Below are 16,978 nucleotides of genomic sequence, written 5' to 3'. Positions count from 1 at the left end.
TCACAGCATCTGAAGCAGGTTTTGTTTCTTTGTTTTCTTACTCTCCACCGCTTGCATGCTTACTCACGCACAAGTAGTCCGCTTGATTTTTGGCCTTAAGCTTCGACAGCTCCGCCAAGAGCGTGGCCTTACGCCCGCAGCCTTGTCGCAGGCCGTTGATGTGTCGGTCTCGTACCTGAATGAGATTGAAAAGGGCAAGAAGTACCCCAAGGCCGATAAGATTATGGCCTTTGCGCGGGTGCTGGGCGTGAGCTACGATGAGCTGGTGTCGTTGCACCTTGGCAAGCGCTTGGCGCCTATTTCGGAGCTGCTGCAGTCGGATGTGCTGCGCGAGTTTCCGTTGGATATGTTCGGGCTCGATCCGGCGCGGCTAATCGAGATGATATCCGACGCGCCCACGCGAGTAATGGCGTTCATCAGCACCATACTGGAGCTGGCGCGCAACTACGAAATGCGGCAGGAGAACTTTTACCTAGCCGCGCTCCGCTCCTACCAGGAAATGCACGACAACTACTTCGACGACCTCGAAGATGCCGTGCGCAGCTGCGTGGCGCGCTTCCGGCTGCGCACCGAACCGCCGTTCGATATGCACCAGCTCGAAGATTTGCTCGGCCAGGAATATCACTACCTCATCGACCGCCACACCCTAAGTGAACACCCTGAGCTGCAGGAGCTGCGCTCGGTGTACCAGCCTGCGGCGCGGCGCCTGCTGCTGCGGCCGGGCCTTTCGCGGGCGCAGGAGATGTTTGTACTGGGCCGCGAGGTGGCCTTCAACTACCTAGGGCTGAAAGAGCGGCCGTATACCAATGTGCCGTCGGCTACGCCGGGCTCGTTCGAGCAAGTGCTGAATCACTTCCGGGCTTCGTACTTCGCGGTGGCCCTGATTATGGAAGAAAGCCAGCTGGTAGCCGATTTACAGGCCCTGTTCACGACGCCGCGCTGGAATGCCGCCCTGCTCCTGGGTTTGCTCACGCGCTACGAGGTGTCGCCGGAAATGCTGCTGCAGCGCGTTACCAACTTGCTGGCGCGGCACTTCGGCATTGGCAGTTTGTTTTTCCTGCGCTTCGATCAGGAGCCCGACGCGCAGGGCTTCCGCCTCACCAAAGAGCTGCACCTCTCGCGCCTGCACAACCCACACGGCAACGAGCTGCAAGAGCACTACTGCCGCCGCTGGGTTAGTCTGTGGCTGATGGAACAGGCCCGGCAAGCGGGCAGCCCCGGCCTGCGGGTGGCCGCCCAACGCTCGCGCTACTGGCAAACGCCCGACGAGTACCTCTGCATCACGATTGCGCGTTACGATGCCTCGGGCCACGCCACCAGCGTAACTGTGGGCCTACCCGTCGACGACAACCTGCGGCAGAAAGTAGCGTTCTTGGCCGACGAGTCCATCCCGACACGCTGGGTAAACGAAACATGCGAGCGGTGCTCCATTCCGGATTGCGAAGTGCGCGCCGCTCCGCCCGTGAAGATTGTGGAGCAACAACGCAAAACCGAACTGGCCGCATCCATCGCGGCGTTGGTACAAGGCCAGTAAGCCCTAGGTGGGTAGCTGCTCGGGCATCGGCCGGAGCGGATTGGTGATGGTAGTACACGCGGCCGGGGCGGCACACGCCGTTCGCCCCTCCCCTGGGTCGCGTTAGTTTTCTTCTGATTGGCTTACCCGAATAATAAATCTGCTTTGCTGTGGCGCCGCGTAGGCTGGACACTGTTTGTCGTGCTGCTGATTGCGGGCGGTATTGGGCTGTATGGCGCCTGGCGCGTGCTGTGGCGCCCGAACGTGGAGCCTTCGCCGTTTGGCCCGGCTTACCTCTACATCCGCACTGGCGGCACTTACCAAGATGTGCTCGACTCACTCGAGCGCCACGAGCTGCTGCTGGAGCCCGCCACCTTTGCCTGGTTGGCCGAGCACAAAGGATATCCCGCGCAGGTGCGCCCCGGCCGCTATTTGCTCGAGAGCAACCTAGGCAATGCTGCGCTGCTCGAGAAGCTGATGCAGGGCCAGCAGGATACCGTGGAGTTTGTGCTCGATGCCTTTAAATACAAGCCGCAGCTGGCCCGCCAGATGCAGCGTCAGCTCGAAGCTGACTCAACCCAGCTGCGGCGCCTGCTGAATCAGCAAGCCACTTTGCAGCGGCAGTACCGCGTGGATACCACTACGGTGCTGACGCTGTTTATTCCGGGCCGGTACCGGTTTGTTTGGAACACCTCGGCCCAGCAGTTTCTCGACAGCATGGCGGCGCACCACCGGCGGTTTTGGTCGGCGGAGCGGCAGCGCCGGGCCGATTCACTGCGCCTCTCCCCTACCCAAGTGCACGTGCTGGCCAGCATTGTGCAGCGCGAAACCGCCAAGCCCGAGGACAAGCCCGTAATTGCCGGCGTGTACCTCAACCGCCTGCGCCGCGGCATGCGCCTGCAAGCCGACCCTACGCTGTTGTGGGCCATTGGCAACTTCGGCGTGAAGCGCGTGCTGAACAAGGATAAGCTGGTTGATTCGCCTTACAACACCTACAAGCAGAAAGGCCTGCCGCCCGGCCCTATTACCTCGGCCAACCGCCAGAGCCTCGATGCGGTGCTGAAGCCCGCCCAACACGACTACTTGTTCTTCTGCGCCCGTGCTGGCGGCAGTGGCTACTCCGATTTTGCCGCCTCCTACGCCGAGCACAAAAAGAACGCCCGCAAGTATCAGCGCTGGCTCGATAGCCTCAAGATTAAGCGCTAGCGCGGCTCCGGAAGCGGCAACGTACTCAGGTCGATCAGGCGCAATTGCAGTGTATCGCGGGCGGCTTGCTGCTGTCGCTGCAGCGTAGCCTGGTAACCTAGGCCGGTGTACTCGGAATGCTCGAGGTAGATGAGCGGCGAGCGAAGCAACAGCTCAGGCCAGGCAGCCACATAAGGCAAACGGCGCAACGTATCGAACTGCTGCACGCCCGCTACGCGGTAGTAATCATCGAGCAGCAGGTAGCGGTAGCCTTGCCGGCGCAGGGCTGCTAGTTGCCCTAGGTTGTTGGCGCCGGTTACGGCAATGCCATGCTCGGCAGCGGCTGGCGCCAAGCTTATGCCCACGGCAGTAGCTACTCGTGTAATCTGCTGTTGCTTGAGCCGCGTCGCTACCTGTGGGTAGCTCGATGGCGTGTAAGCTAGCACCTGTCGCTGCACCTGCCAGCCATTGTAACCTAGGGCCAGCACCAGCAAGCTTAGCGCCACGGCGCGCGGCCATTTTTGCAGCAGCACCACAGGCAAAGCGTACATCGGTATGTAGCCAAACAGCAGGCCCCGCGGCGCCTTTATCAGCAACGACATACCCGCCAAGGTGCAGGCGGCCCACACCAGCAAGTATGCCCCGATGGTAGTTGGCCGTTGGCGCAAATCGGCCCCGAACCACACCAGCGCCATGGCCAAACCCGGCAACAGCAACGGCGACTCGAAATCGGTGAGGTAGCGCAGGTAGTAAGCAAAATCGACCTGCACGGTACCCTGCCGCCCGGCCGCATTAGCTGCCGCCGGAAACATGATGACGAAGTATACTGCCGGCCAGCGCCACAGCGGCACACTCGATATCAGCCAGGCCAGTATCCCGAGCACTATAAAGGGCAACGCCACCGCCATCAGCACGCGCCACCAGTTGCCCTTGCGCCACAACAGCCCATCGGCTTGCAGCAGCTCGAGCACCAGTAGAACGGGCGTGGTAAGCAGGAATTTGTAGTTGATAGTAAGCCCTACTGCCAGCCACACCGCGGTGCGGAGCAGATTGCGCTGGGTAGGCACTTGCAGGCGGTGCCAGTGGGCACGCATCAGGCCGGCCAAAGCTAGCAGGCTTAAGGAGCTCATGGTGAAGTCGCGGCCCGAAAACGTCAGAAACACCGACGACCCCGCCAGCAGTACCAACAAAGCCGTTTCGGGACCACGCAGGCGAGCTGCCCGGGCTATCCATTGCGTCATTATACCTAGGGCGGCTACGCCTACCAAGCCATTCAGCACCAAGTACACGCGGTAGTTGGTGGTAAGCCAAGTAATGGGTGCGAAGAATAGGTAGAACCCGGGACTACCGTGGTGGAAAATGTGCCGCCAATCGAGCTGTGCTACCTCCTGAATGATTTGCCAGTTACGCACCGAGTCGTAATCGGGCAGGGCTACGGCGGGCAGGTGCCACAGCCGCAAAGCAGCCACTAGCAGCAGTGCTGGCAGCAGCCAACGCAGGTAAGTCGATGCAGTGTGCGAAGTAGCGGAAGGAGACGACACGTGGGCGAAGATGGGCATTTGCTGCCTTTCTTTGCGGCTCTTGTTCGCCTTTACCTCCTCCATATGCGCATAGTTGTGCAGCGCGTCGCGGAAGCTTCGGTTACCGTCGACGGCGAAATCACGGGACAAATTGGCGCCGGCTTGCTGGTGCTGGCCGGCTTCACCCACTCCGATGGTGCCGCCGAGCTCGATTGGATGGCCCGCAAATTGGTGCAACTACGCATCTTCAACGACGACGAAGGCAAGATGAACCGCTCGGTGCAGGATGTGGGCGGCGACTTGCTGGTGGTAAGCCAGTTTACGCTGCTGGCCGATGCCCGCAAGGGCACGCGCCCGAGCTACATTGCCGCCGCACCACCGCCCATTGCCATTCCGCTCTACGAGCAGTTTGTGCAGCAGCTCGAGCAGCTGATGGGCCGCCCCGTAGCCACCGGCCGCTTCGGCGCCGACATGAAGGTGCGCCTGCTCAACGACGGCCCCGTAACCATTGTGCTCGACACGCCTACTTCCAACAACGCTTAACCCCTAGGTGCCATGACCATCGAAGAAGCCCAGCAAACCGTTGATCAGTGGATTCAGACCACCGGCGTGCGTTATTTCAACGAGCTCACCAACATGGCGATGCTCACCGAAGAGGTTGGCGAAGTAGCCCGCATCATTGCCCGCCAATACGGCGAGCAGTCGTTCAAACCCTCTGACCGCGACAAAGTGCTGGCCGATGAGCTGGCTGACGTGCTGTTCGTGGTGATCTGCCTCGCCAACCAAACCGGCGTTAACCTCACCGAGGCCCTGCAGCGCAACCTAGAAAAGAAAACCCAGCGCGACGCCGACCGCCACAAGCAAAATGAGAAGCTAAAGTAGCACGCCGCAGCACGATGTAGCGCGGACTTTGGCTACGCCGACCTTCGGTTGTAGTCCGCGGTCCACAGGTAGTAAAACTAAAACGGCTCAGAGCACGCGCCCTGAGCCGTTGTTGTGTAAAGCTGGTTTAGCACTGCTCGTCTTGGCAAACGCGGGCTTCAGCCCGCGCTACAGCCACTATACCCGCGCTACTTCGGCCTGCAATGCCACCAGCCGGTCTTCCTTCCAGATGGGCAGTACCGCAGGGTACTCATCCACGCGCAGGCAGAACTCAAAGTCTTTGTTGGCCTCGAGCGAGTTGAGGCGCCGCACGTGGGCCGATTGCAGCAAATAACCGTGCAAATCGGCTTTGGCTTGCTGCCAGAGGTGCAGTGCGGCAATGGTAGAATCGGAGCTGCTTACGTCGAAGGTGTCGCACAGGCGCTCGGCCAAGGCACCGCCAAATACCGTGTCTTCAAGGCAAAACTTCCCTTTCCAGCCAGCGCACACCACTACTACATCCTTATGCTGCGCGCGGGCAAACTCCTCCACCGCCTGCAGGTTCAGGAAAGCCCCTACTACCACCGCATCGGCCGCCAGCGAGCGGCGCAGGGCCTGCGTGCCGTTGGTGGTGCTGATGGCAACGGCGCGGCCGCGCACTGGCAGCACGCCATCGAGGTAACCGAAGGGCGAGTTGCCTAGGTCGAAACCTTCGGCGGCACGGCCGTCGCGCTCGGCAGCTGTTAAGCACCCATGCTGCTCACCTAGGGCTTGGCACTCGGCTAGCTCAGCCACCGGAAACACGTGCGTAACGCCGCTGGCCAGTGCCGTAACAATGCTAGAAGTAGCGCGCAGGATATCAACCACCACGGCTACCCGGCCGCGCAAGTCGTACAGCGGCAACAGCTCGGGCGAAAAACAGATATCAACAGAAGGCATGCGGTAATCGAAAAAATTGCGTCATGCTAAGCGAAGTTGAAGCATCTCTACTGATAGTATTTTACTATCTCACGAACCGGTAGAGATGCTTCGACTTCGCTCAGCATGACGCTGGGATGCTCAAGATACTACGCTTCCTCCGTGCCTTTCACGAAGGGTAGCTTCGTAACGGTAGCAGGCAGGTTTTTGCCACGCACTTGTACAAAGATTTTGCTGCCCGGCGCGCTGAAGTCGGTGGCAACATAACCTAGGCCAATGCCTTTGCTCATGCTCGGCGACTGCGTGCCCGAGGTAACTTCGCCAATCTTTTCGCCGGCTTCGTTTACCAGCTCGTAGTGCGCGCGCGGAATCCCGGGGCCATCCATCACAAAGCCTACCAGCTTGCGCTGCACGCCTTGCTCCTTCTGCTGCTTCAGGGCTGCGCTGTTGGTGAACTCCTTGGTGAACTTGGTAATCCAACCCAAGCCACCTTCGAGCGGCGAGGTATTGTCGTCGATGTCGTTGCCGTAGAGGCAGAAACCCATTTCGAGGCGCAGGGTGTCGCGGGCACCTAGGCCGATGGGCTTTAGGCCGAAGGGCTTGCCGGCTTCCAAAATCTTGTTCCAGATATCGGCAGCGGCTTCGTTCGGGATGTACAGCTCGAAACCGCCGGCGCCGGTGTAGCCCGTAGCTGAGATGATTACGTTGGGGTGCCCGGCGAAAGTGCCTTGCACAAACGAGTAGTACGGAATCGACTTCAGGTCCACGTCGGTGAGGCTCTGCAGGGCATCGGCGGTTTTGGGGCCTTGCACGGCAAACAGGCTGATCTGGTCCGAAACGTTCTCCATGTCGGCGCCAAACTCCTCGTTGAAGCGGCTGATCCAGTTCCAGTCTTTCTCGATGTTGGAGGCGTTTACCACCAGCATGTAGTCCTCGTCGGCCAGCTTGTACACCAGCAGGTCATCCACGATGCCGCCTTGCTCGTTGGGCAGGCACGAGTACTGCGCTTTGCCGTCGGCGAGCTTGCTGGCGTCGTTGCTGGTTACGCGCTGGATGAGGTCGAGCGCGCGGGGGCCGCGTACCCGAAACTCGCCCATGTGCGACACGTCGAAAATGCCCACAGCCCGGCGCACGGTGTGGTGCTCGTCGAGGTCGGAGGAGTAGCGCACGGGCATGTTGTAGCCGGCGAAGGGCACCATTTTGGCGCCGAGTTGCTGGTGCACGTCGTTGAGCACGACGGTTTTCAGTTCGCTCATGTTGGGGAAAAGCTTGCGAGAATCGGTGGGAATAAGCAACCCGGCAACCTAGGCTGCCAAGCCGGCGCAAAAGTAGCCGAAAAGCTAGCCCCGCCCAATCAGTTATCTTTGCCGTAGAAAGGCAAACAACCGCATAGGCGCCGTTCTACCAGCATCACATGAGTGAAGACATCAAGCGGGAAATCGACGCAGCCCGACTCAAGCACATATTGTTCAAAGCCAAGCTGCGTTCCTTCTTGTATGGCAGTGGTAGCGACGAAGCCCCCGTGCGCGACGCCGACGTGTGTGCCCTAGGTCAGTGGATTGCTAACGTGGCCCTGCCGCAGTTTGGGCACATTCCTGAAACCCAAAAGCTCGACCGCCTGCACCGCCATTTGCACCAAGTAGCCAACCAACTCATGGACCTGCGCCAAGCAGGCCAAACCGAGCAAGCCCAGCGCGGCCTGAGCTCCATAAACCCCATTACCGACGAAGTACTGGAGCTGATCAATACCATCGAGCGAAAGTTGCGTAAAGAGGGCCGCTAGCGCTTTGCGCAGCCCCGACGCATGAAGCTCAAGCTTTCCACACGCCTGTTTATTGGCTTTTTGGCCATTGCGCTACTGTTCGTAACGGTAGTAATCGTCAACTATCAGTTGTCGCGCAAGGTGTTGCGCAACTCCGAGCGCATTGCCCAGTCGCAAAACCGCACGGCCCAATCTACGCGCATGCTCCGCCACATCGTGGACATGGAATCGGGCCTACGGGGGTATCTGCTGATAGGCAATGAAGGGTTGCTCGAATCGTACTACGAGGGCGAGCGGCAGCTCCTGGGTGCCTTTTCGCGCCTGCGCGACGAGTTTGAGCCCAACGACCCGCAGTATGCGCGTTTGTTGCGGGCGCAGGATCTGTACGAACGGTGGTCGGCTTACTCGCACCTGCTCATAACCGAAAAGCGGCAGGCCCGCCTGCGCAATGCTAAACAGGAAGGCATCGACGGCATGGAGCACCGCAGCTTGGTGGAAGACAAAACCGGCAAGCAGCTGATGGACCAAATCAGGGTGCTGTTTCGGGGTTTTGACCGCGAGGAGCTGGCCTCGCGCGAAAAGCAGCGCGAAAAGCTTGCCGACAGCATCCGCGAAACGCGCATCATATCCGTTGCCCTTACCATTTTGGCGCTGATCCTAGGTCTGATCGGGGCCATGATCATCACGCGGCTATTGGCTGGGCGCATCAACTCCATGGTGCAACTGGCCACGCGCATTGCCCATGGCGAGTACCACGTGCGCCTCGCCGATGCCGAGCAAGATGAGCTAAGCGAGCTGGCTACTTCCCTCAACTCAATGGCCGGCACGATCGAGTCGACGATTTCGCAGCTGGAGCGCCGCAACCGAGAGCTCGATCAGTTTGCCTATGTGGTATCGCACGACCTAAAAGCACCGCTCCGGGGTATCGAAAGCGCCTCGCATTGGATTGAGGAAGACATGGGCGAAAACCTGCCCGAGCACATTCGGGAGTTTCTGGTGCTGATGCGCACGCGTGTGCACCGTATGGAAAACCTCATTAGCGGCATTCTGGAGCTGGCGCGCATTGGCCGCGTGAAGGAGCAGCAAGAGCGCGTAAACCTGCGCGAGCTGCTTACCGAAATCAGCGACTCGCTGGCTCCGCCAGAGGGCTTCCGGATTGTGCTGCCTCCCTACCTGCCCACTCTTACCGCCTCGCGCGTAGAGCTGCATCAGGTGTTCAGCAACCTCATCAGCAACGCGCTAAAGTACCACCACGAACCGGCCAACGGCATGGTGCGCATTACGCTGCGCGAAAGCCCCGAGGAGTACACCTTTGCCGTAGCCGACAACGGCCCCGGCATCGCGCCGGAATACCACGAGCGGGTTTTTGTCATCTTCCAAACGCTCACCGAACGCGACACGCTGGAAAGCACCGGCGTAGGCTTGGCCATCGTGAAAAAAATCATCGAGCGGCACGGCGGCACCATTCGCCTCGAATCGAGCGAGGGCGCCGGCGCCACCTTCACATTTACCTGGCCCAAAACGTCGGCGGCACACACCGTGGCCAGTCAGCGGGCTGGCAAGGTTATCCCGTAAAGCAAAATGCCGTATAGGACTGGTGCTGCTCCACCCTCACCCAGCTCAGTAGCCCTTCCCTACCCCGATACTTATGTCTGCCGATACCCACGCCTCACCCAGCATTCTGCTCGTTGAAGACGACCAGATGGACATTATGAACGTGCAACGCGAGCTGCGTAAGCACAATATCGAAGTACCGCTGCACATTGCCCGCAATGGCCGCGAGGCGCTGTCGATGTTGCGCGGCGAAAACGGCAAGGAGCGCATCCCGAAGCCCAACGTGGTAATGCTCGACATCAATATGCCACGCATGAATGGCCTGGAGCTGCTGGAAGCTCTCCGCTCCGACACCGAATTTGTGGGCCTGAATGTGTTCATCATGACCACTTCCGACCTTGAATCGGATCGGCTGAAAGCACGCGAACTAGCCGTAAGCGGCTACATCATCAAGCCCCTAAGCTTCGATAAGTTTGGCGAAGGCGGCGCTACCGTCGATGGTTTTAGCTTGTTTCTGGATCTGCTACAGCTCAAGGAGCAACCTCACTGACCTTACTTACACCAACACAAAGGCCCGATTGGAAGTACCAATCGGGCCTTTGTGTTGGTGGGCACCTTGCTACCTAGGGGGTTTAGAGTAGTCGAAAGCCCATGCGGTGGTGCGGTGTAGGGCCATGCTCCCGAATAGCACTGCGGTGCTGTATGGTGGGGTAGCCTGCATTCTGGCCCCAACCGTAAACCGGAAACTCGGCATGCAGCTCGCGCATGCGGTCGTCGCGGAAGGTTTTGGCCAGTACCGAGGCAGCGGCAATGTTCAGGTACTTTGCATCGCCCTTTACGATGCACGTGTGCTCAATGCCCGGGTAGGCTTTGAACCGGTTGCCATCCACCACCAAATGCTCGGGCACTACACCTAGGTTGCCCACGGCGCGGTGCATAGCCAAGTAGCTAGCCTGCGCAATATTGATGCTGGCAATTTCTTCGGGCGAGGCTTCGGCTACGGCCCAGGCCACGGCCTCGCGGCAAATTAGCTCGCGCAGTTGCTCGCGTCGGCGGGCGCTTAATTGTTTTGAGTCTTTGAGACCGGGTATAGCCAAATGGGGGGGCAGAATTACGGCGGCGGCAAATACCGGCCCGGCCAGGCAGCCCCGGCCGGCTTCGTCGAGCCCGGCCTCCAAAGGCTTACCAGTATAAGAAGCAAGCAGCATAATGGCCGCAAAGCTAGGTACGAACCACGCCTAGGTAAGCACACAAAAAAATCGTCCTCCCGGCCGGCTGCCAGAAGGACGACTTGCATTGATGAGCAGCGAACAGGCAAGGCTAATGCTTGCCCGCGGTGCTGCCTAAATCTATACCGGGTTCGCCGCGGCGGCGGCCCTGGCTGTCGCGCGGGCCTTCGTCAAGCTCTCCGTCTTCGTCGGTGCTGATGTATTCGTTGGTGAGCGGACCTAGGCCGCCGGTTTGCTGTTGCAGTTCTGCTTCTACTTGGGCGTGCTTAAGGTTAAATAGCGGGTCGCCGATGTTGTTAGTGTCTTGGTTGGTAGCGCCTTTTTTCTGCGAATTGGCCATACGTACGGTATACCGACCGGGATGTGGGCGGCCGGCTGTATTAAGTTACGGCTTTACCTAATATGGAGTTAAGTCTATGTTAAGTGCCTACTAAGCCAAAACGCCGCTGCTCCGAGGAGCAGCGGCGTTTGCCGTTCATGAAAGGTTATTCCATCCACCCTAGTTCTTCACGAAGCGGCTAGTAAGCACCGAGCCCGTTGCGGTCGTTACCTTCAGCAGGTAAGTGCCTTGCGGCAGCGAGCTTACGTTGAGCTTGGTAGTAGCGGCGGCATCAAACGACTGCTTGCGCACAAACAAGCCGTTTACCGTGTACACCTCTACCATGGCGTTTTGCGAGGCAGTACCTAGGCTTACCGTCAGCTCATCGTGAGCGGGGTTGGGGTACAGCGTGAGGTTGCCCTGCGCCAGTTCTTTGCCGAACGATACCGCACGCACCGGCGAGTAAGCAGTGGTACCGTCGCGGTCAATTTGCTTCAGGCGGTAGTACACCTGCGCAGCACTCGTGCCCACGTTGGCATCGGTGTAGCTGTAGTTCTGTGGCGCCGAGGTAGTGCCGTGGCCAGCTATCTGCCCTACCTTCTCGTAGTTAACCCCGTCGATGGAGCGCTCTACCTCGAAACGGTCGTTGTTTTTCTCCTGAGCGGTTTTCCAAGTCAGCAGAGCGTCGGCGTTCAAAGATTTAGCCGTGAACTCAACCAGCTCAACGGGCAGCGGACCGTTGCGCAGCGTAATCACGCCAGCAAATTCCGACGTGTTGTATTGCACAGGGTTGGTGCTGCTCACAGCTTGGCTGGCAGTTGCCGTGAGACGCACGGTAGCGGCACCTAGGGCTGCTTGCTGCGTGGCATTCAGCGACGAGAGCGGTATAGAGAAAACAAAGCGGTTTTGGTTGTTCTCCGAGCCCGAGTTGGGTCCGCCGTTGATAGCGCCGCTGTACGAAGCTGTTTTCCCGTCGCCATCCTGCGAACTGCCCTCCGTAACTGTGGTTAAGTAAACCTGGCCTTCGCCAAAGTTGCTGGGGTCGGTAGCGGCTACGTATAGTTCGATGATTGCACCGGGAGCAGCATAACCTGTTACCTGCAGGTTGCCACCGCTGATGGTTGCCTGCGTGAACACTGGGAAGTTCAGGCCTGTGTTGCCACCCCCATCAGCGTCGGTATTGTCGTTGATCGACACCCCGTTGCCTGTGGTCGAGTTATCAGAACCTAGGTCAATAGCTAGGTCGCCGTTGTTCGAGAAGCTGTTCTGCGTGATGCGGTTGCCATTTTGGCCATTCAGCACCGTGATACCGTCGCCGATGTTGCTGGTGAAGGTGTTGCCCTGGATGGTGTTGCCGCTGCCGCTGCGCAAGCCGATGCCCGAGGTTTGCACACTACCGGTAGCATTGCCGTTGTTCTTGAACAGGTTACCCGTAATCTGATTGCTGTTGTTGGCACCGCTGATGAAGTCAATGCCGTAGCCAGCGTTGCTGAGAATCTGGTTGTTCGAGATGATGTTGCTAGCAGCTCCGTTCAACTCAATGCCATCGGCTGCAGCCCGGGTCGCATTACGGATAACGTTATCGGCAATTGTAATTCCGGTGGCGTTGTCGAGGCGCACGTTTACGCCGTTGTTGTACACCGTGCTGTTGCGTAACGACGAGCCAGTCGTGGCGGCTGCGGTAAAGTACACTGCAGGGTTGTTGCTCGTACCAGCATCAGCGTTGGTCAAACCTAGGCCTGCGAACGTGGTATTGGCTGCCGAGGTATTTAGGCCACGGCCACCACCAAAGTTGATGATTACCTCGGGGCCCGTCGTTAGCTCTGCGGCGCTTGCAATGGCATTACCGGTAACCAAGCTCTGACGACCACCATCGATAGTGGTACCGGCATCGGTAATGACAGGCAGTGGCTGGCCCGAAGGCAACGTGATGGTAGCTGAACCGCTCGCGGCACCGCCCGATACGCCGGCACGCAGACCCGCTGGTACGCCAGTGGTGCGGCCATCACTGATCATGAAGATGCTGGTTTCGCGTCCGGCTACTAGGCCCGTGCCACTTTGCGCCAGGTTGGTATTGGGCAGGGCATTGGCATTGGTAATGAATTGCGCCAGCGACCCTTGTCCAGTAGCATTAGTGTTCGATACAACATCGAAGTTGAATCCGAAGTTAACGTTAGACACCGGCGCTACCACGGCCGGAATGCTTACTTGCGCAACCGACTGGGCTTCCGTATTAGTGGTTGTAAGGTCGGCCAGCAGTTGTGAGCCGGTATTAGCCGGGGCATCGGTTTTGCTGGGCGCAACACCACCTACAACGTTGGTCGCACCGTTCACGAATGTTTGCACGGGTACTACACCAACTGCAGCGGAGTTGCGCACCGAGGTTACCGTGCTGTTTACAACACGTACCGAATAGTTGCCACTGAGCACTTGCGTAAACTGGTAGCTACCGCTTGCGTTGGTTTGCTGAGTTTCCAGAATCTCGCCCGAAGCATTGTCGTACAGCTCAACCACGGCGTTCGGACGCGCAATGGCGTTGTTAGCGAACGAGCTTGCAACGGCCGAGGTGTTGGCCTCGGTGAAGCTGCGGCCAGCACCACCACCGTAGTTCACATCGTCAAATACTACCCCTGCAATGCTAGTCGCGTTTTCAACTGAGATGGAATAGGTTGCTGGCGCTGCACTCAACTCGTTGCTATTGTCGCGGGCGCTGAACCGGAACGTAGCCGTACCAACATAGCCACTTACCGGATCAAACTGAAGCTTGTCGGCATCAGCAGCCAAGATTTCTTGCCCGATGGTCAGCGGCACGCCGTTCAGGGTAAGTACACCCTGGGTGTTAAGATCCAAGATAGATTCGATGCGGTAAGAATCGACAGTACCAGGAGCAGTATCCGAACCTGAAAGTGCCGGAATAGAAGTAGCAGCGCGGCTGTTTGCAATGCGCGTCGATACGTTATTTGCAACGGGCAGAACGTTGGCAGTGCAGTTGGCTTGGCTAGCCACCGTGGCATTTGTAACCAGTACTTCATCGAGGCGGGCCGTAGGGTTGCTCGTACCGTTTGCGGTAGTTAAGAAACCAATCTCAATACGATACACGCCAGCTTGCGTCAGGTTGAGTGTGTAGCCTGAGTTCGTGGCCGAAAGATTTGTAGCAGCTTGCAGAGTAGTGCGGTTACCGCTGGCATCAACAAGTACTACGCGGTACTGCGGCGTGTTGGTAGTTGCGGAGGCTTGTGCGCGGAATGAGAGAACCGAGTTGCCAGCCAAACGCAGGAAGGGCGTAGTGTAGGTGCTGGCAGTTGTAGAGAGCGTGCCGGTTGTGAGCGAGTTGCCTTCGGCCAATGCCGTGCTGCCCGTGAGTATGCTCACACCAGTCGATACCGGTTCGCAGTTATCGGGCACGACACGTCCTTCAAAATCTTGTGCGTAGGCCGCCGTACCAGGGTTGATGGTTTCGTTGGCTTCGTTGTTGGCTGGGTTCGAGTCTACCGTCGAAGAAGTAACAATCGAGGTGTTGGTGAACTCACCTTCACGATTGATCAGGGCGCGGATGGTGAGCGTTGCCGTTGCTCCAGCGTTAAAGGTGGTTACGCCTGATGTAATCGTCCATACCCCAGTGGCGTTGCTGTATGATGTACCCGTAGAGGCAGTGGCGCTAACAAACGTCAATCCTTGGGGCAAAGCATCCTGCACTTGTGCGTTTAGCGCCGGACTGGTGCCTAGGTTGTAGGCTGTGATGGTATAAACCACTTCATCACCAACAACGTACGGGCCCAGCACTACTTGCTGCGTTACTGCTAAGTCAGTCGCACCCACAGCAGCACCTACCGGAATGGTATAGGTAGCAGTATTTGAGGTCAGCAAGAGGTCGTCGGTAGCAGTATAAGTAAACGAAGCATTGCCAACGAAACCCGCGTTAGGATCAAAACTCAAGCGAGCAATTTCAGTGGGTGACAACGTACGCTGCCCAACCGTCGAGGTTCCGGAAATAGTAACGGTGGTGCCATTATCCTCCAAATAGCTCAATACACCACCGGCGCTAGGCACGCTAATCAGGTAGCTAACGATGGTATTATCGCCATTGGGGTCATTGGCTACTAAGCTCGGAATTGGTGTAGCAGAGCTGCCATTGCTTAGCGTAGGTGCAGTAATATTGCGAGCCACCGGCGCTTGATTGGGTACGGTGGTTACCTGCGCTGAGGCTAGGCTGCCGTTGTTGTTGGACGGCTCTTCGTCGATGCTGTTTGAGGTGTTGCGGGCAGTACCCGTAACAGTCGTGTTCGGCATCGTAAATCCTACGGTGTTGGTTACCTCTTGGCCCGAAGCGAGGTTGGACACGGTTGGCAGCGTAAGCAAACCCGTGGCGCTAACGTAGCTGCTACCGGCCGCCGATCCGTTGATGGTTACGTTAGTCAAGTTCGGAACAAGTTGCAGCGTCGGCACCACGTTGATAGCGGTGTAAGGGCCGTCGTTGTCGGTAACTACCGTATAAGAAACCGTTGACGCAGGATTGGCAATTACTGGACCACTCGCTACGGTGCTTACGTCCTGCGTGTACCACGAGAACGAATCGAAAGTGACAACCTGCAATACCGGATCGGTGCCTGTGGCATCGTTGTAATAACGAATACGCAGCCTAACGATGGGCTCGGGGAAAGTGATTATGCTGTTGCTGGTTGCAGCACCCGTGTTAACGGTGCCGGTAAGCGAATTCAGGCCAGCATCAAAGCGAGCTGCTGCGCCAGGCTTCACATCAACACTGGTTAGGGTAACAATTGTACCATCAGCACGAAAACCCTCAAACACTAAACGGTCAATCCAGGTACCGCCGGCGGGCACATTGGGCGTAACCGTTGTGTTAGCGGCCGAAATATCAATATCACCAATGCTAAGGGTGAAGCCACTCAGAGCCTTGCCAAAGTTGAAATTGGCTTCGGCCATCTTATTTGTTGCGTTGGCCTGATAGTCAGAGCTCCATGTAAGCGCCTTGCCTGGCATAGTCGGGTTCGGCTCGATGCGAAAAGCCGTTTTACCCTGCGTGCTGGCGCTGTAAGTAGAGTTGAATACAACCTCATCGGCAGTTGTGCTGCGCGCTTCGGTCCAGTCCTCTAGGTTGGTGCGCGAAGTAAAATTCAGCAAGCCACCTTTGCTCGACCCCGATTTAGCAACCGGAATTACATAGTTAGCGGGGGAACCATCCTGAGCTCCGCTGTTATCGAGTGCGCGATACTGAATTACAACCGTACCGAAAAAGTTGGCTGCGGGCGTGAATGCGAGGCGGGTTGCCTCCGTAGCCGACACTGTACGAGCTGCCGTGATAGCAACACCATCAAGTGAAAGCGTGCCACCTGTTGCCGGAGGCGTAACGCTGTAGTTTGCAACTGCACCGTCAGTATCAACACCAAACAAGCCGGGCGAAAGCGTTTGCGCGCCAAAGCCATGGGCAATCAGCACGTTGGTACGCTCAGCCGTAATCGGCTGAATATTTGCCGCCGCAGTAGCATTGGTTACATTGATGGTGTAGGTTGCGGGAGTACCTACCTCCCCTGCTTCATCAACGGCCGTGTACTGAAAGCTAACGGTGTAGTTAGCCGTAGCCGAGGCCGGATCGAAAACAAGATTGGGATACAGAAACGGATCGACCTGTTGATTCGCTGAGGTAATTTCAACAGAAGCTCCTGTAGAGATATTGTATGCATACAGTCGCCCGGTTGTAGGCAGCGTTACAAAACGATAAGCCGCCAAATCAGGCGTGCCATTCGGATCGGTAACACTCAGGTTAGCAAGCTGGAAGGGTCCAATTTCATCGGAACCCACGTTGGCGGTAACCGCGACGGGCACAGGAGGCGCCGCCTCTGCAACCAAAACACCTAAACTAGCCCAAGCCATGGCTGTGGCAGCTAAGCGTAAAAGTACTTTCATTATGGTGTGGTAATTGAGTGGATGGAACTCTTGGGTTGGCCAGAATTTGTCGTTAGGCCATCAAAAGTATTTTGCCCCCACCCTGCTTTTCGGCATTTTAACCCAAGCCGCTGTGTGGCTTAGCGAAACCGTAATTCTCCTATGCGAACGGTAGCGTTCAATCCCTCGCGTATTGAACTCCTTGCTGTGCAG

Annotated in this window: 13 protein-coding genes; 7 read left to right on the top strand and 6 right to left on the bottom strand. The window is 57.9% G+C overall.

The features are described 5' to 3' along the window. Positions 1 to 55 precede the first annotated feature (55 nt). Together ASU33_RS19640 and mltG are read left to right on the top strand one after the other, a co-directional pair. Positions 56 to 1,534, top strand: coding sequence for a helix-turn-helix domain-containing protein (locus ASU33_RS19640; protein WP_078063273.1), 1,479 nt, complete (start codon positions 56 to 58; stop codon positions 1,532 to 1,534). 144 nt (positions 1,535 to 1,678) lie between these two features. Then, entirely contained in the window at positions 1,679 to 2,719 is a 1,041-nt protein-coding gene (gene mltG / locus ASU33_RS19635; RefSeq protein ID WP_059072492.1) for an endolytic transglycosylase MltG, read from the top strand. Here the strand turns inward: mltG and ASU33_RS19630 are convergent. Next, positions 2,716 to 4,257 (bottom strand): hypothetical protein, encoded by a 1,542-nt coding sequence (locus tag ASU33_RS19630; RefSeq protein WP_149867318.1) that lies wholly within the window; start codon positions 4,255 to 4,257, stop codon positions 2,716 to 2,718. The genes mltG and ASU33_RS19630 overlap by 4 nt on opposite strands. A 45-nt stretch (positions 4,258 to 4,302) precedes the next feature. On the opposite strand from ASU33_RS19630, the gene dtd reads away from it, so the two are divergent. Together dtd and ASU33_RS19620 are read left to right on the top strand one after the other, a co-directional pair. Next, on the top strand, positions 4,303 to 4,761 hold the full coding sequence (gene dtd / locus ASU33_RS19625; RefSeq protein ID WP_059072490.1) for a D-aminoacyl-tRNA deacylase: 459 nt from the start codon (positions 4,303 to 4,305) through the stop codon (positions 4,759 to 4,761). Between the two features lie 12 nt (positions 4,762 to 4,773). Then, positions 4,774 to 5,100, top strand: a complete 327-nt coding sequence (locus ASU33_RS19620; protein ID WP_059072489.1) for a nucleotide pyrophosphohydrolase — start codon at positions 4,774 to 4,776, stop codon at positions 5,098 to 5,100. 177 nt (positions 5,101 to 5,277) lie between these two features. On the opposite strand, the gene ASU33_RS19615 is transcribed toward ASU33_RS19620, so the two are convergent. Both ASU33_RS19615 and gcvT read right to left on the bottom strand, forming a co-directional pair. Further along, the gene (locus ASU33_RS19615) at positions 5,278 to 6,018 is read right to left on the bottom strand and encodes a 2-phosphosulfolactate phosphatase (protein WP_059072488.1); all 741 of its coding nucleotides are present in this window, start codon (positions 6,016 to 6,018) and stop codon (positions 5,278 to 5,280) included. A 128-nt stretch (positions 6,019 to 6,146) separates the two neighbouring features. Continuing rightward, positions 6,147 to 7,253, bottom strand: coding sequence for a glycine cleavage system aminomethyltransferase GcvT (gene gcvT, locus ASU33_RS19610; RefSeq protein ID WP_059072812.1), 1,107 nt, complete (start codon positions 7,251 to 7,253; stop codon positions 6,147 to 6,149). Between the two features lie 158 nt (positions 7,254 to 7,411). Here gcvT and ASU33_RS19605 point away from each other — a divergent pair, with 158 nt between their 5' ends. The 3 genes from ASU33_RS19605 (at position 7,412) to ASU33_RS19595 (ending at position 9,863) form a co-directional block, all read left to right on the top strand. Next, on the top strand, positions 7,412 to 7,780 hold the full coding sequence (locus tag ASU33_RS19605; RefSeq protein WP_059072487.1) for a CZB domain-containing protein: 369 nt from the start codon (positions 7,412 to 7,414) through the stop codon (positions 7,778 to 7,780). Positions 7,781 to 7,801: 21 nt separating this feature from the next. Then, positions 7,802 to 9,334, top strand: coding sequence for a sensor histidine kinase (locus ASU33_RS19600; protein ID WP_059072486.1), 1,533 nt, complete (start codon positions 7,802 to 7,804; stop codon positions 9,332 to 9,334). Between the two features lie 73 nt (positions 9,335 to 9,407). Continuing rightward, a complete protein-coding gene (locus ASU33_RS19595) occupies positions 9,408 to 9,863 on the top strand; it encodes a response regulator (RefSeq protein ID WP_059072485.1) in 456 nt (151 codons plus the stop codon). Positions 9,864 to 9,945: 82 nt separating this feature from the next. Here the strand turns inward: ASU33_RS19595 and rnhB are convergent, their stop codons facing one another. The 3 genes from rnhB to ASU33_RS19580 all read right to left on the bottom strand — a co-directional run bounded on the left by rnhB (position 9,946) and on the right by ASU33_RS19580 (position 16,786). Continuing rightward, positions 9,946 to 10,521, bottom strand: coding sequence for a ribonuclease HII (gene rnhB, locus ASU33_RS19590; protein ID WP_059072484.1), 576 nt, complete (start codon positions 10,519 to 10,521; stop codon positions 9,946 to 9,948). Between the two features lie 112 nt (positions 10,522 to 10,633). Beyond that, positions 10,634 to 10,882, bottom strand: a complete 249-nt coding sequence (locus tag ASU33_RS19585; RefSeq protein WP_059072483.1) for a hypothetical protein — start codon at positions 10,880 to 10,882, stop codon at positions 10,634 to 10,636. A 159-nt stretch (positions 10,883 to 11,041) separates the two neighbouring features. After that, complete coding sequence (locus tag ASU33_RS19580; RefSeq protein ID WP_078063271.1) at positions 11,042 to 16,786, bottom strand: T9SS type A sorting domain-containing protein; 5,745 nt, start codon at positions 16,784 to 16,786, stop codon at positions 11,042 to 11,044. Positions 16,787 to 16,978 lie beyond the last annotated feature (192 nt).

The organism is Solirubrum puertoriconensis, assembly GCF_001483135.1.
Lineage (GTDB): Bacteria > Bacteroidota > Bacteroidia > Cytophagales > Hymenobacteraceae > Solirubrum > Solirubrum puertoriconensis.
This window is presented reverse-complemented; position numbering and strand designations above follow the sequence as displayed.